Source organism: Salmonella sp. A29-2 (genome assembly GCF_020150755.1).
GTDB classification, from domain to species: Bacteria; Pseudomonadota; Gammaproteobacteria; order Enterobacterales; family Enterobacteriaceae; genus Salmonella; species Salmonella enterica.
Window position 1 is genome coordinate 317,744 of record NZ_CP083731.1, and the last position, 22,748, is coordinate 340,491.

General features: G+C 53.6%; 16 protein-coding genes and 1 pseudogene. 12 read left to right on the plus strand and 5 right to left on the minus strand.

The features are described from left to right. Window positions 1-252 precede the first annotated feature (252 nt). On the minus strand, window positions 253-741 hold the full coding sequence (gene yhhY / locus K8W53_RS01485; protein WP_001290279.1) for an N-acetyltransferase: 489 nt from the start codon (window positions 739-741) through the stop codon (window positions 253-255). A gap of 470 nt (window positions 742-1,211) precedes the next feature. On the opposite strand from yhhY, the gene K8W53_RS01490 reads away from it, so the two are divergent. From K8W53_RS01490 to gntU, 5 genes are all read left to right on the plus strand, one after another. Beyond that, window positions 1,212-2,249, plus strand: coding sequence for an oxidoreductase (locus tag K8W53_RS01490; RefSeq protein WP_000172396.1), 1,038 nt, complete (start codon window positions 1,212-1,214; stop codon window positions 2,247-2,249). A gap of 123 nt (window positions 2,250-2,372) precedes the next feature. After that, complete coding sequence (locus tag K8W53_RS01495; protein WP_023224170.1) at window positions 2,373-3,074, plus strand: pirin family protein; 702 nt, start codon at window positions 2,373-2,375, stop codon at window positions 3,072-3,074. 370 nt (window positions 3,075-3,444) lie between these two features. Then, window positions 3,445-4,440 carry a gluconate operon transcriptional repressor GntR gene (gene gntR, locus K8W53_RS01500; RefSeq protein ID WP_000730239.1) on the plus strand — a complete coding sequence of 332 codons (996 nt, stop codon included), beginning with the start codon at window positions 3,445-3,447 and terminating at the stop codon, window positions 4,438-4,440. A gap of 138 nt (window positions 4,441-4,578) precedes the next feature. Further along, window positions 4,579-5,112 carry a gluconokinase gene (gene gntK, locus K8W53_RS01505; RefSeq protein ID WP_000108342.1) on the plus strand — a complete coding sequence of 178 codons (534 nt, stop codon included), beginning with the start codon at window positions 4,579-4,581 and terminating at the stop codon, window positions 5,110-5,112. Further along, the gene (gntU, locus tag K8W53_RS01510) at window positions 5,109-6,449 is read left to right on the plus strand and encodes a gluconate transporter (RefSeq protein ID WP_000105950.1); all 1,341 of its coding nucleotides are present in this window, start codon (window positions 5,109-5,111) and stop codon (window positions 6,447-6,449) included. The genes gntK and gntU overlap by 4 nt, the downstream gene beginning before the upstream one ends. Here the strand turns inward: gntU and K8W53_RS01515 are convergent. Next, window positions 6,372-6,746: pseudogene (locus K8W53_RS01515) on the minus strand (MarC family protein); the annotation flags it as partial. The gene gntU and the pseudogene K8W53_RS01515 overlap by 78 nt on opposite strands. A 126-nt stretch (window positions 6,747-6,872) precedes the next feature. Between K8W53_RS01515 and asd the strand changes: the two are divergent. The 7 genes from asd (at window position 6,873) to K8W53_RS01550 (ending at window position 18,629) form a co-directional block, all read left to right on the plus strand. Then, window positions 6,873-7,979, plus strand: coding sequence for an aspartate-semialdehyde dehydrogenase (gene asd, locus K8W53_RS01520; RefSeq protein ID WP_023224171.1), 1,107 nt, complete (start codon window positions 6,873-6,875; stop codon window positions 7,977-7,979). A 347-nt stretch (window positions 7,980-8,326) separates the two neighbouring features. Beyond that, on the plus strand, window positions 8,327-10,513 hold the full coding sequence (gene glgB, locus K8W53_RS01525) for a 1,4-alpha-glucan branching enzyme (RefSeq protein ID WP_000098552.1): 2,187 nt from the start codon (window positions 8,327-8,329) through the stop codon (window positions 10,511-10,513). After that, on the plus strand, window positions 10,510-12,486 hold the full coding sequence (glgX, locus tag K8W53_RS01530) for a glycogen debranching protein GlgX (RefSeq protein ID WP_017441607.1): 1,977 nt from the start codon (window positions 10,510-10,512) through the stop codon (window positions 12,484-12,486). The genes glgB and glgX overlap by 4 nt, the downstream gene beginning before the upstream one ends. 14 nt (window positions 12,487-12,500) lie before the next feature. After that, a complete protein-coding gene (gene glgC, locus K8W53_RS01535) occupies window positions 12,501-13,796 on the plus strand; it encodes a glucose-1-phosphate adenylyltransferase (RefSeq protein WP_000253994.1) in 1,296 nt (431 codons plus the stop codon). Continuing rightward, window positions 13,796-15,229 carry a glycogen synthase GlgA gene (gene glgA / locus K8W53_RS01540; protein ID WP_001197669.1) on the plus strand — a complete coding sequence of 478 codons (1,434 nt, stop codon included), beginning with the start codon at window positions 13,796-13,798 and terminating at the stop codon, window positions 15,227-15,229. Before glgC ends, glgA begins: the two co-directional genes overlap by 1 nt. Window positions 15,230-15,248: 19 nt before the next feature. Continuing rightward, complete coding sequence (gene glgP, locus K8W53_RS01545; protein ID WP_000993420.1) at window positions 15,249-17,696, plus strand: glycogen phosphorylase; 2,448 nt, start codon at window positions 15,249-15,251, stop codon at window positions 17,694-17,696. 177 nt (window positions 17,697-17,873) lie between these two features. Continuing rightward, window positions 17,874-18,629 (plus strand): IclR family transcriptional regulator, encoded by a 756-nt coding sequence (locus K8W53_RS01550; RefSeq protein ID WP_000724553.1) that lies wholly within the window; start codon window positions 17,874-17,876, stop codon window positions 18,627-18,629. 43 nt (window positions 18,630-18,672) lie between these two features. On the opposite strand, the gene K8W53_RS01555 is transcribed toward K8W53_RS01550, so the two are convergent. Genes K8W53_RS01555 through K8W53_RS01565 form a run of 3 tightly spaced genes read right to left on the minus strand, consistent with a single transcriptional unit; the run spans window position 18,673 to window position 22,668 of the window. Continuing rightward, on the minus strand, window positions 18,673-19,578 hold the full coding sequence (locus K8W53_RS01555) for a dihydrodipicolinate synthase family protein (protein ID WP_017441606.1): 906 nt from the start codon (window positions 19,576-19,578) through the stop codon (window positions 18,673-18,675). A 43-nt stretch (window positions 19,579-19,621) separates the two neighbouring features. Further along, on the minus strand, window positions 19,622-21,337 hold the full coding sequence (gene ilvD, locus K8W53_RS01560) for a dihydroxy-acid dehydratase (RefSeq protein ID WP_000078494.1): 1,716 nt from the start codon (window positions 21,335-21,337) through the stop codon (window positions 19,622-19,624). Then, window positions 21,334-22,668, minus strand: a complete 1,335-nt coding sequence (locus K8W53_RS01565; protein ID WP_001518078.1) for an MFS transporter — start codon at window positions 22,666-22,668, stop codon at window positions 21,334-21,336. Before K8W53_RS01565 ends, ilvD begins: the two co-directional genes overlap by 4 nt. Window positions 22,669-22,748 lie beyond the last annotated feature (80 nt).

A 22,748-nucleotide genomic window follows, 5' to 3' on the forward strand; every position in this document is an offset into this window, starting at 1 on the left:
CGTGGTTAAATTAGTCCCGGGAGGAGTATATTGTTGTGATTGTCACCATAAAGTGATGGCAGAAACCAAAAAAAAACAAAAATGTAATATTAATATTGCTAAAATTACGGAAAAAACGGTGATAAAGCTTAAAGTGGTAATAACCATGAAATTCAGGTGGTTATTGTTTTGATATAGGGGAAGTAGGCTGCAATAACTGGAATGTTGTGAAGGTTTGTGACGTTTCGCCCCACAGGGTGGGGCGGGGAAGCGCTATTTCACGCGCGCCATAAAGTACGCATCAACGTACTCACCGTTGCGCAGGCCGTATTTCTTACCGGTACCTTCGATTTCAAAGCCGTACTTCTTATACACCGCCACCGCGGGCTCGTTATCAACAAACACCGTTAACTCAATACGCTCGACGCGCAGCCAGTTGTCGCACATGTCGATCATGGTGCGGATCAGCGCGCTGGCAATGCCACGATTGTGCCACCGGGCATCCACGCAGATACCAAAATCGGCCACGTGGCTGCGGCGGGGACGTTGGGTGACCTGAATAGAAAGATGGCCAACGACAATATCGTCAATGCAGGCAACCAGTTGTTTAACCCCGGCTTGCTCGGTTAGCCGCGCCTGCCACATTTCGAGGGAAGGATGAGGAACCTGTAGCGTGTTGTGGTACACCTCCGGCTGGGCGTGGATCTGACGAATGGCGTCGTAATCTTTCGGTTCAGCGTGGCGTATCACTATTTCACTCATTCCTTATCTCCTGCAGGGGTAATTGTGTATTTACACTCGCTGAGAAAGAAAATTCCGTCAACCGCATTTTTTTGCAAAAAGAAGTAGACAAGTGCGAATGAGAATGATTATTATTGCCTTGCGTTCAGGGGAACCCCTACGGAGAACCTGAAAGCACGACATTGCTCACATTGCTTCCAGTATTACTTTGGCCAGCTTTTGCTGGCTTTTTTTTTTTGGGGTTTTGTTTCAGCCTGGCTTACTTGTCATTTTGTTCCCGGGAAGTGCTCGTGCTCCTCACGTACATTTAGTACGCTCCGGGCCCTGCGCGCTTGCCGTGAACAATCTGCCTGCGCCACTTACGCCCGATCTTGAGGCATCTGCTTTTGTAGGCCCAAAAAGGCAACGCCGCATCCGGCAAAGAATCCAACATTCAGTCTCCTCACGCTTTGCGCTATGGTGTAAACAATCATCTTCAAAAGGATCGTCTCATGACCTTACACTGCGCATTTATTGGATTCGGCAAAAGTACCACCCGTTACCATCTCCCCTACGTTCTGAATCGTAAAGATACCTGGCATGTCGCACATATTTTCCGTCGTCACGCTAAACCGGAAGAGCAGGCGCCGCAGTATTCGCATATTCACTTCACCAGCGATCTGGATGAGGTGTTGGGCGATCCGCAGGTAAAGCTGGTGATCGTCTGTACGCATGCTGACAGCCATTTCGAATACGCCAAACGCGCGCTGGAAGCGGGTAAAAATGTGCTGGTTGAGAAACCTTTCACGCCGACGCTGGCGGAGGCAAAAGTGTTGTTCGACCTGGCGCGAAGCAAAGGACTGACCGTCACGCCGTATCAGAATCGGCGTTTTGATTCCTGTTTTCTTACTGCTAAAAAAGCGATTGAGAGCGGGAAACTGGGCAAGATTGTCGAAATTGAAAGCCATTTCGATTATTACCGCCCGGTAGCAGAAACCAAACCGGGCCTGCCGCAGGACGGCGCATTCTATGGACTTGGCGTCCACACCATGGATCAAATTATTTCGCTATTTGGCCGTCCGGATCATGTCGCGTATGACATTCGTAGCCTGCGTAATAAAGCGAATCCGGATGACACCTTTGAAGCGCAACTGTTTTATGGCGATTTGAAGGCTATCGTTAAAACCAGCCATCTGGTGAAAATCGACTATCCGAAGTTTATTGTTCACGGCACCAAAGGTTCGTTTGTGAAATACGGTATCGATCAACAAGAAACCAGCCTGAAAGCGAACATTATGCCTGGCGAGCCGGGTTTTGCCGCTGACGAATCCGTCGGTGTGCTGGAGTATGTCAATGACGACGGCGTTACGGTGAAAGAAGAGGTGAAACCGGAAACGGGTGACTATGGTCGCGTCTATGATGCGCTGTACCAGACGTTGACCGTCGGTACGCCTAATTACGTCAAGGAATCTGAAGTTCTTACCAACCTGGAAATCCTCGAACGTGCTTTCGAACAGGCAACGCCTGCGACGATAACCCTCGCTAAATAGCCCTTACAGACTCCTCTGCGCTTATTCATATTTTTTGAACAGAGGAGTCAATTTTCACCCTCTATGATCCCGGACGGAATGAGTCCACACTTATTCCATCGAAAACATCTGGGGGTGAACACAATGATCTACTTACGCAAAGCAAACGACCGCGGTCATGCGAATCATGGCTGGCTTGACTCCTGGCATACCTTTTCTTTTGCCGATTATTACGATCCGAACTTTATGGGGTTCTCGGCGCTGCGTGTGATTAACGACGATGTGATCGACGCAGGCCAGGGTTTCGGCACGCATCCGCATAAAGACATGGAAATTTTGACCTATGTACTGGAAGGCGCCGTAGAACACCAGGACAGTATGGGCAATAAAGAACAGGTTCCGGCCGGTGAATTCCAGATTATGAGCGCCGGGACCGGCGTTCGCCACTCCGAGTACAACCCGAGCAAAACGGATCGTCTGCGGCTGTACCAGATCTGGATCATTCCGCAAGAAACCGGCATCACGCCGCGCTACGAACAGCGCCGCTTCGACGCCGCGCAGGGCAAGCAACTGGTGCTTTCGCCAGATGCTCGCGATGGTTCGCTGAAGGTCCACCAGGATATGGAGCTGTACCGCTGGGCGCTGCTCAAAGATGAGCAGTCGGTGCATCAGATTGCCGCTGAGCGCCGCGTCTGGATCCAGGTGGTAAAAGGTAACGTGACCATTAACGGTACCAAAGCGACGACCAGCGACGGCCTGGCGATTTGGGATGAGCAGGCAATCTCGATTCATGCCGACAGCGACAGCGACAGCGAAGTGTTGTTGTTTGACTTGCCGCCAGTCTAAAAATACACGTCATCCTTCAAGCCGCATCTGTGTTGGCTTTATTACTCGGCCCATCCATAGGCCTCGCCCCTTCGGGGCCGCTGCGAGCAGCGTTCAAATCTGCTCCCGGCAGATTTGTCGCTCACCCCGGGAGCGTACTTAATGTACGCTCCCGGGGATTTACTGAGGGACATCCTTGTCCCTCACCAGAGGCAACCTTCGGTTGTTCAAATTCGTTCCTGACGAATTTGTCACTGCGTCGCCGCCTTGATGCAACTCGAATGATTTTGTGTATTTCTCACAATAAAAAAACGACTTTTTTTCTCTGCGAAGGTTCACGCACGTCCGTGGTAAACTGGGCAAATCTATCCCTTTTATACCTTTCAGGACGATGAAAAAGAAAAGACCCGTACTTCAGGATGTGGCCGACCGTGTGGGCGTGACCAAAATGACGGTCAGCCGTTTTTTGCGTAATCCGGAGCAGGTCTCCGTCGCGCTGCGGGGTAAAATTGCGGCTGCGCTTGATGAGCTCGGGTACATTCCTAATCGCGCGCCTGACATTCTTTCCAATGCCACCAGCCGCGCCATTGGCGTTCTGCTGCCGTCTTTAACCAACCAGGTCTTTGCGGAAGTGTTACGCGGCATTGAGGCCGTCACCGATGCCCACGGGTATCAGACCATGCTGGCGCACTACGGCTATAAACCGGAGATGGAGCAGGAGCGCCTGGAATCGATGCTCTCCTGGAATATCGACGGCCTGATCCTCACTGAGCGTACCCATACGCCGCGCACCTTAAAAATGATCGAAGTCGCCGGGATTCCGGTGGTGGAACTGATGGACAGCCAGTCGCCGTGTCTCGATATTGCCGTCGGTTTTGATAACTTCGAGGCCGCACGCCAGATGACCGCCGCGATTATCGCGCGTGGTCATCGTCATATCGCCTATCTGGGGGCGCGCCTCGACGAACGTACTATCATCAAGCAGAAGGGTTATGAACAGGCGATGCGGGACGCAGGCCTGGTTCCTTACAGTGTGATGATGGAGCAATCTTCATCCTACTCTTCCGGTATCGAACTCATGCGCCAGGCGCGACGTGAATACCCACAGCTTGACGGTATTTTTTGCACCAACGATGACCTGGCGGTGGGGGCGGCCTTCGAATGCCAGCGCCTGGGGCTAAAAATCCCGGACGACATGGCGATCGCCGGGTTCCACGGTCATGACATCGGCCAGGTGATGGAACCGCGTCTGGCAAGCGTCCTGACGCCGCGCGAGCGAATGGGCAGCATTGGCGCGGAACGTCTGTTGGCCCGCATTCGCGGCGAAACGGTCACGCCGAAAATGTTAGATTTAGGTTTCACCTTGTCACCGGGCGGATCTATTTAGTCTGACAACTTTGAAGTAGCTCACACTTATTCACTTTTGGCACGAATGGTCATTGCGTCGTGAATGGTGCGGTTGGACAATGTTACCGATAACAGTTACCCGTAACAAATTTTGCAACTTGTAGAGTGGGGGCCCGCTTTGAGCACGACTAATCATGATCACCACGTTTACGTTCTGATGGGCGTATCAGGCAGCGGTAAATCCGCTGTCGCAAGCGCCGTGGCGCATCAGCTTCATGCCGCGTTTCTGGACGGCGATTTTCTGCATCCGCGCTGCAATATTGAAAAAATGGCCTCCGGCGAGCCGTTGAATGATGATGACCGCAAACCGTGGTTACAGGCGCTGAACGACGCCGCTTTCGCGATGCAGCGTACCAATAAAATCTCGCTGATCGTCTGTTCCGCACTGAAAAAACATTATCGTGACCTGCTGCGCGAGGGAAACCCGAACCTCTCCTTTATCTATCTGAAAGGTGATTTCGACGTCATTGAAAGCCGTCTGAAAGCGCGCAAAGGTCATTTCTTCAAAACCCAGATGCTGGTGACGCAGTTTGAAACGCTGCAAGAGCCGGGTGCCGACGAACGCGATGTTCTGGTGGTGGATATCGACCAGCCGCTGGAAGGCGTCGTGGCGAGCACCATTGAGGTCATCAATAAAGGCAGTACGCTGTGAGTACATTAACACTGGTTTTAACCGCCGTCGGTTCCGTCTTACTGCTGCTGTTTCTCGTGATGAAGGCGCGTATGCACGCCTTCGTCGCGTTAATGGTCGTCTCAATGGGCGCGGGGCTTTTTTCAGGGATGCCGCTTGATAAAATCGCCGCGACCATGGAAAAAGGGATGGGCGGCACGCTGGGCTTCCTGGCGATTGTGGTCGCGCTGGGGGCGATGTTCGGTAAAATTCTGCATGAAACCGGCGCGGTCGATCAGATAGCCGTCAAGATGCTTAAATCCTTTGGCCATAACCGCGCGCACTATGCGATTGGCCTGGCCGGCTTGATTTGCGCGCTCCCGCTGTTCTTTGAAGTGGCGATTGTGCTGCTGATAAGCGTGGCGTTCTCAATGGCGCGTCATACCGGCACAAACCTGGTGAAGCTGGTCATTCCGCTGTTTGCGGGCGTGGCGGCAGCCGCGGCGTTTTTGTTGCCTGGGCCTGCGCCGATGCTGCTGGCTTCCCAGATGCATGCTGATTTCGGCTGGATGATCCTGATTGGCCTGTGTGCCGCCATTCCTGGCATGATTATCGCCGGGCCGCTGTGGGGGAATTTTATCAGCCGTTATGTTGAGCTGCGTATTCCTGACGACATTACCGAGCCGCATCTGGGTGAAGGTAAAATGCCTTCTTTCGGCTTCAGCCTGTCGCTGATCCTGCTGCCGTTGGTGCTGGTAGGACTGAAAACGATCGCCGCGCGTTTTGTGCCGGAAGGTTCCACCGCTTACGAATGGTTTGAGTTTATCGGCCACCCCTTCACTGCGATTCTGGTCGCTTGTCTGGTAGCGATTTACGGCCTGGCGATGCGTCAGGGGATGCCGAAAGACAAAGTGATGGAAATCTGCGGCCACGCGCTGCAACCGGCGGGCATTATCCTGCTGGTGATTGGCGCAGGCGGGGTGTTCAAACAGGTACTGGTTGACTCCGGCGTCGGCCCGGCGCTGGGCGAAGCGTTAACCGGTATGGGACTGCCGATTGCCATTACCTGCTTTGTGCTGGCGGCGGCGGTGCGCATCATTCAGGGTTCCGCGACCGTGGCGTGTTTAACCGCGGTCGGTCTGGTGATGCCGGTCATTGAGCAACTGAATTTCTCCGGCGCGCAGATGGCGGCGCTCTCTATCTGTATCGCCGGCGGTTCAATTGTGGTTTCTCATGTTAACGACGCCGGCTTCTGGCTGTTCGGTAAATTTACCGGCGCGACCGAAGCGCAGACGCTGAAGACCTGGACGATGATGGAAACTATCCTCGGCACGGTCGGCGCGATTGTCGGGATGATTGCTTTCCAACTGCTGAGCTGAGTCTTGTTGCCCGGTGGCGCTGTGCTTACCGGGCCTGGAAACGGGCACATGTCGATACCGTAAGCCGGGTAAGGCGTAATCGCTACCCGGTTTTTTTATTGAGGTGTGCATGGCAATCGCCCAACGACATTTTGCCTCGCCATGTTTCAGTACGCGCATAAAAGCAGGCAAATTTCTACGCTGATCCATAATTAGGATCAATAAAACAGCGACGGAAATGATTCCCTTCCTAACGCAAATTCCCTGATAATCGCCACTGGACTTTCTGCTTGCGCGGTAAGGCAGGATAAGTCGCATTACTGATGGCTTCGCTATCATTGATTAATTTCACTTGCGACTTTGGCTGCTTTTTGTATGGTGAAGGATGCGCCACAGGATACTGGCGCGCATACACAGCACATCTCTTTGCAGGAAAAAAACGCTATGAAAAATGTTGGTTTTATCGGCTGGCGCGGAATGGTCGGCTCTGTTCTCATGCAACGCATGGTAGAGGAGCGCGATTTCGACGCTATTCGCCCTGTTTTCTTTTCTACCTCCCAGTTTGGACAGGCGGCGCCCACCTTCGGCGGCACCTCCACCGGCACGCTACAGGACGCTTTTGATCTGGATGCGCTAAAAGCGCTCGATATCATCGTGACCTGCCAGGGCGGCGATTATACCAACGAAATTTATCCAAAGCTGCGCGAAAGCGGATGGCAGGGTTACTGGATTGACGCGGCTTCTACGCTGCGCATGAAAGATGATGCCATTATTATTCTCGACCCGGTCAACCAGGACGTGATTACCGACGGCCTGAACAATGGCGTGAAGACCTTTGTGGGCGGTAACTGTACCGTTAGCCTGATGTTGATGTCGCTGGGCGGTCTCTTTGCCCATAATCTCGTTGACTGGGTATCCGTCGCGACCTATCAGGCCGCCTCCGGCGGCGGCGCGCGCCATATGCGCGAGCTGTTAACCCAGATGGGTCAGTTGTATGGCCATGTCGCCGATGAACTGGCGACGCCGTCTTCCGCAATTCTTGATATTGAACGCAAAGTTACGGCATTGACCCGCAGCGGCGAGCTGCCGGTGGATAACTTTGGCGTACCGCTGGCGGGAAGCCTGATCCCCTGGATCGACAAACAGCTCGATAACGGCCAGAGCCGCGAAGAGTGGAAAGGCCAGGCGGAAACCAACAAGATTCTCAATACTGCCTCTGTGATTCCGGTTGATGGTTTGTGCGTGCGCGTCGGCGCGCTGCGCTGTCACAGCCAGGCGTTCACCATCAAGCTGAAAAAAGAGGTATCCATTCCGACGGTGGAAGAACTGCTGGCGGCACATAATCCGTGGGCGAAAGTGGTGCCGAACGATCGTGATATCACTATGCGCGAATTAACCCCGGCGGCGGTGACCGGCACGTTGACTACGCCGGTTGGTCGTCTGCGTAAGCTGAACATGGGGCCAGAGTTCTTGTCGGCGTTTACCGTAGGCGACCAGTTGTTATGGGGCGCCGCCGAGCCGCTGCGTCGAATGCTGCGCCAGTTGGCGTAGTAGCTATTGCAGCGCTTATCGGGCCTGCGTGTGGTTCTGTAGGCCGGATAAGGCGCGCTCGCGCCGCCATCCGGCGGGGGAATTTGTGTTAAACCAGGGGTGCATCGTCACCCTTTTTTTTGCGTAATACAGGAGTAAACGCAGATGTTTCATTTTTATCAGGAGTTAAGCAGAGCATTGGCTATTCTTTAAGGGTAGCTTAATCCCACGGGTATTAAGCCTAACCTGAAGGTAGGACGACGCAGATAGGATGCACAGTGTGCTGCGCCGTTCAGGTCAAAGAAGTGTCACTACCTGATGTTGAATTCAGTGAGATGGAGTGACGCCACAAAACAGGATGACAAACCATGTCCAGTCGTATCGATAGAGACGTGATTAATGCGCTAATTGCAGGACATTTTGCGGACCCTTTTTCCGTACTCGGAATGCACCAGACCCAAGCCGGACTAGAAGTCCGCGCCCTATTACCTGACGCCACCGACGTATGGGTGATTGAACCCAAAACCGGACGTAAAGTCGGCAAACTGGAATGTCTCGACGCTCGCGGTTTTTTCTGCGGCGTTTTACCCCGACGTAAAAATTTCTTTCGCTATCAGCTCGCCGTGACCTGGCACGGACAGCAGAACCTCATCGACGATCCTTACCGTTTTGGTCCATTAATACAGGAAATGGATGCCTGGCTATTGTCGGAAGGCACCCACCTGCGTCCTTATGAAACGCTGGGCGCGCACGCCGATACGATGGATGGCGTCACCGGCACCCGTTTCTCCGTCTGGGCGCCTAATGCTCGCCGCGTTTCGGTTGTCGGGCAATTCAACTATTGGGATGGGCGTCGCCACCCGATGCGTCTGCGCAAAGAGAGCGGTATTTGGGAGCTGTTTATCCCCGGCGCGCATAATGGACAACTGTATAAATTCGAGCTGCTTGATGCGAACGGTAATCTGCGCATTAAAGCCGATCCCTATGCTTTTGAGGCGCAGATGCGTCCGGAAACGGCGTCGATGATTTGCGGACTGCCGGAGAAAGTGACGCCAAGCGAAGAACGACAAAAAGCCAATCAGTTTGATGCGCCGATCTCGATTTATGAGGTGCATTTAGGTTCATGGCGCCGCCATACGGATAACAATTTCTGGCTGAGCTATCGTGAGCTGGCGGATCAGCTTGTGCCTTACGCCAAATGGATGGGCTTTACGCACCTTGAACTCTTGCCAGTCAACGAACATCCGTTTGACGGCAGTTGGGGCTACCAGCCGACCGGCCTCTACGCGCCGACCCGCCGCTTTGGTACGCGGGACGACTTCCGCTATTTCATCAATGCGGCCCATGCGGCGGGCCTTAACGTCATTCTCGACTGGGTGCCGGGCCATTTCCCGTCCGATGAATTTAGCCTCGCGGAGTTTGACGGCACCCACCTCTATGAGCACAGCGACCCGCGCGAGGGCTATCACCAGGACTGGAATACGTTGATCTACAACTATGGTCGTCGTGAAGTCAGTAATTATCTGGTGGGTAACGCCCTGTACTGGATGGAGCGTTTTGGGATTGATGCGCTGCGTGTCGATGCGGTGGCCTCTATGATCTACCGCGACTACAGCCGCAAAGAGGGCGAGTGGATACCGAACGAGTTCGGCGGTCGTGAAAACCTGGAAGCCATTGAGTTTCTGCGTAATACCAACCGCATTATTGGCGAGCAGGTGCCCGGCGCGGTCAGCATGGCGGAAGAGTCGACAGACTTCTCTGGCGTGACGCGTCCACCGGAAACGGGCGGCCTGGGGTTCTGGTACAAGTGGAACCTGGGCTGGATGCACGACACGCTGGACTACATGAAGCTGGACCCGGTGTACCGCCAGTATCATCACGACAAGCTGACCTTTGGTATGTTGTACAACCATACCGAAAACTTTGTTCTGCCGCTGTCGCACGATGAGGTGGTTCACGGCAAGAAATCCATTCTCGATCGTATGCCGGGCGATGCGTGGCAAAAATTTGCCAACCTGCGCGCCTATTATGGCTGGATGTGGGCCTTTCCCGGCAAGAAACTGCTGTTTATGGGGAATGAGTTTGCCCAGGGACGCGAGTGGAACCATGACGCCAGCCTCGACTGGCACCTGCTGGAGGGGGGCGATAACTGGCACCACGGGGTTCAGCGTCTGGTACGCGATCTCAACCACACCTATCGCCACCATAAAGCGTTGCATGAGCTGGATTTTGATGCTTACGGCTTTGAGTGGCTGGTGGTCGATGACAATGAACGCTCGGTACTGATTTTTGTACGCCGTGATAAAGCCGGTAACGAGATCATCGTCGCCAGCAACTTTACGCCCGTGCCTCGCCACGACTACCGCTTTGGCATCAACCAGCCGGGACGCTGGCGTGAAATTCTCAATACTGATTCGATGCATTATCACGGTAGCAACACCGGCAATGGCGGCGTGGTGCACAGCGATGAGATCGAAAGCCATGGCCGTCAGCACTCTCTTAACCTGACGTTACCGCCGTTGGCGACGATCTGGCTGATGCGGGAGGGGGAATGACGCAGCTTGCGATCGGCGAAGCAACGCCGCATGGCGCAACGTATGACGGTCATGGCGTGAATTTCACGCTCTTTTCCGCCCATGCGGAGCGCGTAGAGCTGTGCGTTTTTGATTCCCGAGGGAATGAGCGTCGCTATGACCTGCCAGGACGTCGCGGCGATGTCTGGCATGGTTATCTGGCAGGCGCCAGGCCAGGTTTGCGCTATGGCTATCGCGTACATGGCCCGTGGCAGCCAGCGCAGGGGCATCGGTTTAATCCGGCGAAGTTACTGCTTGACCCTTATGCGCGCCGGGTCGAGGGCGAACTAAAAGATCATCCGCTGTTGCACGGCGGACACGATGAACCGGACTACCGCGATAACGCGGCGGTGGCGCCGAAAAGCGTGATAATCAGCGACCATTATGACTGGGAAGATGACGCCGCGCCGCGCACGCCGTGGGGAAAAACGGTCATCTATGAAGCGCATGTCAAAGGGCTGACCTACCTGCATCCGGAACTCCCCCAGGAGATACGCGGCACCTATAAAGCGCTCGGTCATCCGGTCATGGTGGCGTATTTCAAACAGCTTGGCATTACGGCGCTGGAACTGTTGCCGGTGGCGCAGTTTGCCAGCGAGCCGCGCCTGCAACGTATGGGACTGACCAATTATTGGGGTTATAACCCGATGGCGATGTTCGCGCTGCATCCCGCCTGGGCCAGTTCGCCCGAGACGGCGCTGGACGAGTTTCGCGACGCGGTGAAAGCGCTGCATCGCGCGGGGATTGAGGTCATTCTGGACATCGTATTAAACCATAGCGCCGAGCTGGATCTGGACGGTCCAACCTTCTCCCTGCGCGGAATTGATAACCGTAGCTATTATTGGATAAGGGACGATGGCGATTATCACAACTGGACGGGGTGCGGCAACACGCTCAATTTAAGCCATCCCGGCGTGGTGGAATACGCGTGCGAGTGTTTGCGCTATTGGGTGGAAACCTGTCATGTCGATGGTTTTCGTTTTGATTTGGCGTCCGTCATGGGGCGCACGCCGACGTTTCGCCAGGATGCGCCGCTGTTCGCCGCGATTAAAGCGTGTCCTGTGTTATCAACGGTCAAGCTGATTGCTGAACCGTGGGATATTGGCGAGGGCGGCTATCAGGTCGGGAATTTTCCGCCACCGTTTGCCGAGTGGAACGACCATTTTCGCGATGCGGCCCGCCGATTCTGGTTGCCGCGTAACCTGACGACCGGGGAGTTTGCCTGTCGTTTCGCCGCTTCCAGCGATGTGTTTAAACGCAATGGCCGCGCGCCCGGCGCCTCTGTCAATCTGCTCACGGCGCATGACGGTTTTACGCTCCGGGACTGCGTCTGTTTCAATCAGAAACACAATGAGGCGAACGGTGAGGAAAATCGCGACGGCACCAACAGCAATTACAGCGACAATCATGGTAAAGAAGGATTAGGCGGTCCGCTTGATTTAATGGAGCGGCGGCGCGACAGCATTCATGCCCTGCTGGCGACGCTACTGCTCTCTCAGGGAACGCCGATGCTGCTGGCAGGCGATGAACACGGCCATAGCCAGCACGGCAACAATAACGCCTATTGTCAGGATAATGCCTTAACCTGGCTGGACTGGCAGCAGGCAAACCGTGGGTTAACCACGTTTACCGCCGCGCTGATTCGTTTGCGTCAGCAGATACCGGCTTTAACCGGCAATAGCTGGTGGGAAGAAGGCGATGGCAACGTGCGTTGGCTAAATAAAAACGCGCAACCCTTGAGTGCGGATGAGTGGCAAAACGGGCCTAAGCTGATGCAAATTCTGTTGTCGGACCGTTTTCTGATTGCGATAAATGCCACGCTTGAGGTGACAGATATAGTTTTACCCGAAGGGGAATGGCGCGCCGTTCCCCCATTCGCTGGAGAGGATAATCCGGTGATAACGGCGGTCTGGCAGGGACCTGCGCATGGACTGTGTGTGTTCCAGAGAGGATAAAAAAGGAGTTAATCATGGTGAGTTTAGAGAAGAACGATCGTGTAATGTTGGCGCGCCAGCTGCCATTGAAATCTGTTGCCCTAATCCTGGCCGGCGGCCGCGGCACGCGTCTAAAAGATTTAACGAACAAACGCGCCAAACCAGCCGTCCACTTTGGTGGGAAGTTCCGCATCATCGATTTCGCCTTATCTAATTGTCTGAACTCCGGGATTCGCCGTATCGGCGTGATCACTCAGTATCAGTCCCATACGCTGGTGCAGCATATTCAGCGCGGCTGGTCACTGTTTAGCGAAGAGATGAACGAATTTGTCGATCTGCTGCCAGCTCAACAGCGTATGAAGGGCGAAAACTGGTATCGCGGCACGGCAGACGCGGTGACCCAGAACCTGGATATTATTCGTCGCTATAAAGCGGAATATGTCGTCATCCTGGCAGGCGATCATATCTACAAGCAGGACTACTCGCGTATGTTGATCGATCACGTTGAAAAGGGCGCGCGTTGCACGGTGGCCTGTATGCCGGTGCCGATCAAAGAAGCGACGGCGTTCGGCGTGATGGCGGTCGATGAAAGCGACAAGATTATTGATTTTGTCGAAAAACCGGCGAATCCCCCCGCAATGCCTGGTGACGCCAGCAAAGCGCTGGCCAGTATGGGCATTTACGTTTTTGACGCCGATTACCTGTATGAATTGCTGGCGGCAGACGATAAAGATGACGCGTCCAGCCACGATTTCGGTAAAGACATTATCCCCAAAATCACCCGCGAAGGTATGGCTTACGCGCATCCTTTCCCGCTCTCCTGCGTGCAGTCCGATCCGCAAGCCGAACCGTACTGGCGCGATGTAGGTACGCTGGAAGCTTACTGGAAGGCGAACCTGGATTTAGCCTCAGTGACGCCGGAGCTGGATATGTATGACCAGAACTGGCCTATCCGTACGCATATGGAATCGCTACCGCCTGCGAAATTCGTGCAGGACCGCTCCGGTAGCCACGGTATGACGCTGAACTCGCTGGTCTCCGGCGGCTGCATTATCTCCGGTTCGGTGGTGGTGCAATCTGTGCTTTTCCCACGGGTGAGAATAAATTCTTTTTGTAATATTGATTCGGCAGTGTTGTTACCTGAGGTTTGGGTAGGGCGCTCCTGCCGTTTACGTCGCTGTGTTATTGACCGTGCCTGTATTATCCCGGAAGGCATGGTGATTGGTGAAAATGCGGAAGAGGACGCTCGTCGTTTCTACCGTTCAGAAGAAGGTATTGTACTGGTCACGCGTGAAATGCTGCGCAAACTGCAGGTCAAACAGGAGCGATAATGCAGGTTTTACATGTATGTTCAGAGATGTTCCCCCTGCTGAAGACTGGGGGGCTGGCGGATGTGATAGGCGCGTTGCCTGCGGCACAAATTGCGGATGGTGTTGATGTTCGCGTTCTGCTTCCAGGGTTTCCCGATATCCGTCGGGGGATACCCGATGCGCATGTGGTGAGCCGCCGCGATACTTTCGCAGGTAAGATATCGCTGCTGTTCGGGCATTATAACGGCGTGGGCATTTATCTGATCGACGCGCCGCATCTGTACGAGCGTCCAGGCAGTCCCTATCACGATACGAATTTATATGCCTATACCGATAACGTGCTGCGCTTTGCCCTGTTAGGGTGGGTCGGCTGTGAAATGGCCTGCGGACTTGATCCATTCTGGCGCCCCGACGTGGTGCACGCCCATGACTGGCACGCCGGGCTGGCGCCCGCCTATCTGGCGGCGCGCGGGCGGCCGGCGAAATCGGTCTTTACCGTACACAACCTGGCCTATCAAGGCATGTTTTATGCAAAGCATATGGATGACATCGAACTGCCGTGGTCATTCTTTAATATGCATGGGCTGGAGTTCAACGGACAACTCTCCTTTTTGAAGGCCGGTTTGTACTATGCCGACCATATTACGGCGGTGAGCCCGACCTATGCGCGTGAAATTACCGAACCGCAGTTTGCTTATGGTATGGAAGGCCTGCTGCGCCAGCGTCATCTGGAAGGGCGCTTGTCCGGCATACTGAACGGCGTGGATGAGAAGATCTGGAACCCGGAATCCGATCTGCTGCTGGCGTCGCGCTACACGCGCGATACCCTGGAAGAGAAGGCGGAAAACAAGCGTCAGCTACAAATTGCGATGGGGTTGAAGGTTAACGACAAAGTGCCGCTGTTTGCCGTGGTAAGCCGTCTGACCAACCAGAAAGGTCTGGATCTGGTGCTGGAGGCGTTACCGGGGCTGCTGGAGCAGGGCGGGCAGTTGGCGCTACTCGGCGCGGGCGATCCGGTGCTTCAGGAGGGGTTCCTCGCGGCGGCGGCGGAACACCCAGGGCAGGTTGGCGTACAGATCGGCTATCACGAAGCTTTCTCGCATCGCATTATGGGCGGCGCGGACGTTATTCTGGTGCCCAGTCGTTTCGAACCGTGCGGCTTAACGCAGTTATATGGCTTAAAGTATGGCACGCTGCCTCTGGTGCGACGTACCGGGGGGTTGGCCGATACGGTCTCCGACAGTTCGCTGGAAAATCTGGCGGACGGTATCGCCAGCGGTTTTGTCTTCGAAGACAGTAACGCCTGGTCGTTGCTACGCGCGATTCGGCGTGCTTTTGTGTTGTGGTCACGGCCTTCGCTTTGGCGGTTTGTACAACGGCAGGCGATGGCGATGGATTTTAGCTGGCAAGTTGCCGCGAAATCATACCGCGAGCTGTACTATCGCTTGAAATAGTCATCCAGGAATCATTTATATGAATGCTCCGTTTACTTATGCATCGCCCACACTCAGCGTTGAGGCGCTTAAGCATTCTATTGCCTATAAGCTGATGTTTACGATTGGTAAAGACCCGGTCATTGCCAATAAACACGAATGGCTGAACGCCACGTTGTTCGCGGTGCGCGATCGTCTGGTGGAGCGCTGGCTGCGTTCTAATCGAGCCCAATTATCGCAGGAAACCCGGCAGGTTTATTACCTGTCGATGGAGTTTTTGATTGGTCGTACTCTCTCTAACGCGCTGCTCTCGCTGGGCATTTATGACGACGTTAAAGGCGCGCTGGAGGCCATGGGCTTAGATCTCGAAGAGCTGATCGATGAAGAGAATGACCCAGGGCTTGGCAACGGCGGCTTAGGACGGCTGGCGGCTTGCTTCCTGGACTCGCTGGCGACACTAGGATTACCGGGTCGCGGGTATGGCATTCGCTACGATTACGGCATGTTTAAGCAGAATATTGTCGACGGGCGGCAAAAAGAATCTCCGGATTACTGGCTGGAATATGGCAACCCGTGGGAGTTCAAGCGCCACAATACGCGCTATAAAGTGCTTTTTGGCGGGCGCATTCAGCAGGAAGGTAAAAAAGCGCGCTGGATTGAGACGGAAGAGATTCTGGCCGTCGCGTATGATCAGATCATCCCCGGTTACGACACCGACGCCACTAACACACTGCGGCTGTGGAATGCGCAGGCCAGTAGTGAAATCAACCTCGGTAAATTCAACCAGGGCGACTACTTCGCGGCGGTGGAAGATAAAAACCACTCTGAGAACGTGTCGCGGGTGCTCTACCCGGACGATTCCACCTATTCCGGACGAGAGCTACGCCTGCGCCAGGAGTATTTTCTGGTCTCGGCGACGGTGCAGGATATCCTGCACCGTCATTATCAACTGCATAAAACCTATGACAATCTGGCGGATAAAATCGCCATTCACCTCAATGATACGCATCCGGTGCTGTCAATTCCGGAGCTGATGCGCCTGCTGATTGATGAACATAAATTTAGTTGGGACGACGCGTTTGAGGTGTGCTGTCAGGTCTTCTCTTATACCAACCATACGTTGATGAGCGAGGCGCTGGAGACCTGGCCCGTCGATATGCTGGGGAAAATTCTGCCCCGTCACCTGCAGATTATCTTCGAGATTAACGACTATTTCCTGAAAACGTTGCAGGAGCAATATCCCAACGATACCAGCCTGCTTGGACGCGCGTCGATTATTGATGAGTCGAACGGCCGCCGGGTACGGATGGCCTGGCTGGCGGTGGTGGTCAGCCATAAAGTCAACGGCGTTTCTGAACTCCATTCCAACCTGATGGTGCAGTCGCTGTTCGCGGATTTTGCGAAGATTTTTCCGACCCGTTTTTGTAACGTCACTAACGGCGTTACGCCGCGCCGCTGGCTGGCGCTGGCAAACCCGCCGCTGTCTGACGTGCTGGATGAGAATATTGGTCGTACCTGGCGTACCGATCTTAGTCAGCTCAGCGAGCTGAAGCAGCATTGTGATTATCCGCTGGTCAATCATGCGGTGCGTCAGGCGAAGCTGGAAAATAAAAAACGGCTGGCGGTAGTGATAGCGCAACAACTGAATGTGGTGGTGAACCCTAAAGCGTTATTCGACGTGCAGATTAAGCGTATTCACGAATACAAGCGGCAGTTGATGAACGTACTGCATGTCATTACCCGCTATAACCGCATTAAAGAAAATCCGGAGGCCGACTGGGTGCCGCGGGTGAATATTTTTGCCGGTAAGGCGGCTTCCGCCTATTACATGGCAAAACACATTATTCATCTGATCAACGACGTGGCGAAAGTGATTAACAACGATCCGCAGATTGGCGACAAGCTGAAAGTGGTGTTTATCCCGAACTACAGCGTCAGCCTGGCGCAGGTGATCATTCCCGCTGCTGACCTGTCTGAGCAGATTTCGCTGGCAGGGACAGAAGCTTCCGGCACCAGTAATATGAAATTTGCCCTGAACGGCGCGCTCACCATTGGTACGCTGGATGGTGCGAACGTAGAGATGCAGGAGCATGTCGGCGAGGAGAATATCTTTATCTTCGGTAATACTGCCGAAGAGGTGGAAGCGTTGCGCAGGCAGGGTTATAAGCCTCGCGACTATTATGAAAAAGATGAAGAGCTACATCAGGTACTGACGCAGATTGGTAGCGGCGTCTTTAATCCGGAAGAGCCAGGTCGTTACCGCGATCTGGTAGATTCGCTGATTAACTTTGGCGATCACTATCAGGTGCTGGCGGACTACCGCAGCTACGTGGACTGCCAGGATAAGGTGGATGAGTTGTATCGTCGCCCGGAAGAATGGACGACGAAAGCGATGCTCAACATTGCCAATATGGGCTACTTCTCATCGGACAGAACCATCAAAGAGTATGCCGAAAATATCTGGCATATTGATCCGGTGCGGTTGTAGCGGTTTAACGCTTGAGAACGGGGCCAAACGGCCCCGTTTTTTATCGTGGTATATTCGGGGGGTATGCCGATATTCGTCTGCTGAATCTGTTAGCGGCACTTGGTCTCTGTCATGGAAAAAGGGTTGAGTACTGGTGTATAGTATTAGCAGAAAAATCCATAATTAATTGATAATAATATGAAAAAGATTACGACATCTATTCCGGCTCTCGATAAAATTATGCGCGTATTTGCTTACCTTCTGGAGTGCGATGGCGCAACGTTTACCCAGATCCATCAAAATTCAGGGATTGCGAAAAGCAGTACCTCATCTTTGCTCAACGGCATGGTGGAGCATGGGTTATTACGCCAGGAAAAAGACAAGTATTATCTGGGGCTACGCCTGTATGAATTAGGTAATAAAGCGGCGGAACAGTACGATATTAAAAAAATCGCGTTACCGATTCTTGAAGAGATTCGCGATAACACCGGCCTGACCTGCCATCTTGGCGTTCTGGAGGGCGATGCCCCCATTTATCTTCTGAAAGTCGAAAGCCCACAGGCTATTGTGATTCGAAGCTGGGAGGGCAAGCGTCTCTCATTACATAGCTCAGGGCTGGGAAAGGTGCTGATTGCATGGCTTAGCGGGGAAGAGCTGGAGGAGTTGCTGCCTCCAGATCAGATATTAACGCGTTTTACGGATACGACGATCACGGATGTGAATATCCTTAAGCAGGAGTTAGCAGGAATTCGCCGTCGCGGCTGGGGTTATGATAACGAAGAAGACTCCCTTGGCGTGCGCTGCATTGCGGTGCCGGTATTCAATACGCAGGGGAAAGTGATCGCCGCCCTGAGCGTATCCGGCGTTACGTTCCAGATCCCCGATGATAAACGCGAGTCGCTTGCTACGCTGATGATGGATGCCAGCCGTAGCCTGACGCGTCTGATGTGCTGAAATAAAAAGACATAGCGGGCAAGAAGCCCGCTTTCGTCATCGCTTAAAGTCCCGCACGCTGTAAGATCTGCTTCAAATTCGAAATATGTTCTTCATTTGCCGGAAAAACGGGGGGCATTACATGAGTTGAAATATCGACTCCGCTAAGCTGAATTGCCTTTTTGATTATCCCGAAGAAAGGTGAATCCAGGCTGTAAATAGTGGAAAGCGCGGACAGCCGGCGCTGTAATCCGAACATTGTCTCATACTCTTTTTCACACCACGCGCGGTAGATCCCGCAGGTTAGCTGCGGCGCAAAGTTTGCTGTCGCTGGGATCCCGCCGTTGCCGCCTAAGATAAGCGTATCCATCATATATTCATCATAGCCGGAGAAAATAACGAAGTCCGGACGCACTGGCCTGACATTATTGATGATTTCACGAATATGGCTGATATTATCAACGGTATCCTTAATGCCGATAATATTGGGGTGATCCTGCGCCAGCCGGGTAATTAAATCAACGCTAAGGTCCTGTCCCGTCAATGCTGGAAAGTTGTAGAGAATGACCGGGCTTTTTATGTTATTAGCCACGGTTTTGAAATGATGATAAATATACTCATCGGTCAATCTGGCATAGTAGGGATTGAGTACCAGCACGGCATCGACTTCGAGTCGGTCGGCATGTTGACCATACTCAATCACTTCCTGCGTGCTGGTGCTGCTAATACCTAATAGTACTGGAATACGGCGGTTAATATGACGGACGCAAAACTCTGCGGTTTCCAGACGCAGCGCATTGGTCATATGGCAAAATTCCCCCCCGCTGCCCAGCAGTAATACGCCATTGACCTTGCTTGCAATAAGATGATCCAGCAAGGTTGCCATGCCGACTTTATCTAACTCTCCCTGCGCATTAACAATGGTCGGAACTGGCGGAAATACGCCGTGAAATTTCGTAATCTGAGTCATGTATTGATCCTTAAAACAGGCGAGCCGTAGCCCGCCAGGGATATTATTTAAGCCAGGCTCCGGCCATTAATGATGTTGCATTAGCGGTGAACTGTTTAAAGACGCCGCGACGGTTTGAATAATCAGGTTTCTTCCAGCTTGCTCGACGCTCTTCAAGACAGCGGCGTATTTCCTCTTCTGTTTTAGGCATCCCGTCGATCCCTACAATATTGAGCTTGCGGCCTTTCACATCCATTTCGATTAAATCACCATCTTCCACCAGGGCAATCGGCCCGCCATCAGCGGCTTCTGGCGAGACGTGTCCGACACATGGCCCGCTGGTCGCTCCAGAGAAACGACCGTCGGTAATCAATGCGACTTTTCCGTCGAGGCGTTTGTCATACACGATGGCATCGGTGGTCATCAGCATTTCCGGTGCGCCAGAGCCTTTTGCGCCTTCGTAGCGAATGAAAATGACGTCGCCGGGTTCGATATGGTTATGGATAATGGCCTGCTGAGCGTCTTCTTCGGAGTTAAAGACCCGAGCCGGACCGGTATGGTGGTGCATATCCGGCGCACAGGCCGCGTATTTAATGACCGCTCCTTCAGGCGCGATGTTGCCTTTCAGTACCGCAATCGACCCTTTTTTGGTGGCATTTTCTGGTTTACGGATCACCTCCTCCGGACTGACTTTGTAATTGTTGAGGTAACCGTGGTTGCGGGTAAAGAAGCCGGATTGATGGAGCATTTCCAGGTTGTCGCCGAGCGTACGGCCAGTCACGGTAAGAACATCAAGATCCAGATAATCGCGCAGATACCATTGCACCATTGGCACGCCGCCAGCGAACCACATCATTTCGGTAACGTATTCACCGCTGGGCTGAATATTGGTCAGATAAGGGATTTCGTTATTGATCCGATCAAACAGTTCGGGCTTCAGCTCCCATCCAAGTTCATGAGCGATGGCCGGAAGGTGGATCATCGCATTGGTGCTGCCACCAATAGCAGCATGGACTTTGATAGCATTTTCAAACGCAGCAGGAGTCAGGATCTTATGGGTGGTGATATTTTTCTCCGCCAGATACAGCGCCTGGTGGCCTGCAGTTCTGGCAACGCGGCGAATTTCCGCCAGGGTCGATGGCAGCAAAGCGCTGCCTGGCAGGGCCAGCCCCAAGGCCTCCGACATGCACTGCATGGTACTGGCCGTTCCCATAAACTGGCAGGCTCCGGCGGTGGGGCAACCGCATTGCTGCATGGCTTCTACTTGCTGAATGCCGATTTCGCCTTTCTTCAACTTAGCAGTGATCCCGCCGAGGTCAGAAGTACTCATATTCGGTGCCGGACGCATAGAACCGCCGGGAATATGCAGCAGCGGCAGGTTCAGGCGCGCGGCGGCAATCAGATGCGCCGGGATAGATTTATCGCAGCTTGAGATCAGAATACCAGCATCATAAGGCACCACTGAGGCATGAATTTCGACCATGTTGGCAATAGCTTCTCGAGATGCCAGGATGTAATTCATCCCATCGTGGCCCTGACCCCAGCCGTCGCAGATATCCGTCACATGGTGACGGACCGCGCGACCGCCGCTTTCATGAACACCCAGCACGGCTTCATCGCCCAGTTGGTTAAGATGGAAACTGCCCGGATGACTTTCGCCATAGCAATCATCCACCAGGACCTGCAGTTTATTGACATCTTCTTTGCTGTAATTCATTCCAAGACGCAGGGCGTCGAGCTGCGACCACAGATCGCGAGCATGTTGACATTTTTGGCTCATTTGGCGATTCCTTCCTGTTTAAGTGACGCACCCGGCGTCGAGGTGTTAGGTGTGTTGCTGCTACCTGCAGGACGAGCGGTAACAGAAGGCAAGCTGAAAAGCAGTCCAACGGCGATAAGCAGGGCGGCAACCAGTACGGTCATTCCTGCTGTTTGCGAGAACGTCACCGTTAACAGCCCGACGAGGTACGGACCGATAAACCCGCCGATGTTGCCCAGGGCGTTGATCGTGCCGCGCACGCCGCCCAGAACGTTGGGGGCGAAGAGTAATGGCGGCAGCGTCCAGAATGGACCGGCATAGGCTTGCAGGAAGAACCCGCAAATAACCATCATGCCGTAGGCGAGCCAGACGTTATCTTTCAGTAATAAGGAGAGGGCGAGGCAGACCGCGAAACCCAGCAGAGGAATAGCCGTGTAAAGGCGGCGATTCATCGTCTTATCACACCATTTGGCGATGTAATACTGACCGATAATGCACAGAACGTAAGGCGCCGCAGTGAGTACCCCAACGATGGTCATGCCGCTGCCGGTCAGGTGTTTAATCAGATTTGGCATCCATAGCGCGAAGCCATAGAAGCCGACCTGTACGAAGAAATAGATACCGACAAGCTTCCACAGGTTGATGCTTTTTAATACGCCGCGAATGCTGCTTTGCTCTCCGCCAATACTCAACGCGCGATCGGCCAGCAATTTTTGTTCGATCCAGGCGCGCTCTTTCGGATCCAGCCACTTTGCCTGATGCGGGTGATCGGAAACCAAAGGTAGCCAGACAAAGAGCAGTCCCAGAGAGAGCAAGCCTTCGATGATAAACATCTCCCGCCAGCCGTAGGTTTCAATAAGCCAGCCGGAAAGCGGCCCGGTAATAATAGAAGCGACGGCCAGGTTCATCTGGAAATAGGCGATAGCCCTGGCGCGCTCCTCATTTGGGAACCAGTGGCCAATCAGCGCCAGAATGGCGGGATACACAGCACCTTCCGCCACGCCGAGCACAAAGCGGATAATCAACAACTGCGTCGGTGTCTGAACAAAACCGGTCAGCAGGGCAAAGCCACCCCAGGCGACGATTGTCCAGGCAATTAACTTTTTGGCGCTTAGCCGCTCGGCTATCTGACCGCCGGGAATTTGCAGGAAGATATAACCAATAAAGAAGATCCCGGCGACCAGACCGGCAAAAGAAGCCGTCATGCCTAAATCTTCATCCATGCCGCCTGCGATCCCAATGGCGATATTGGTCCTGTCCATATAGGCCACGATATAAACGAGGATCGTGGCTGGAATAATATGCAGCCAGCGCCCTCGTGTGGTCGGTTTCTCTATTTCAATGCTCATCATTGCATCCCTTTAGTATCAAAAATATGTTCTCTATATGGAACTGCTGTTCTGTATATTGATACTATGCAGACGTATTCATA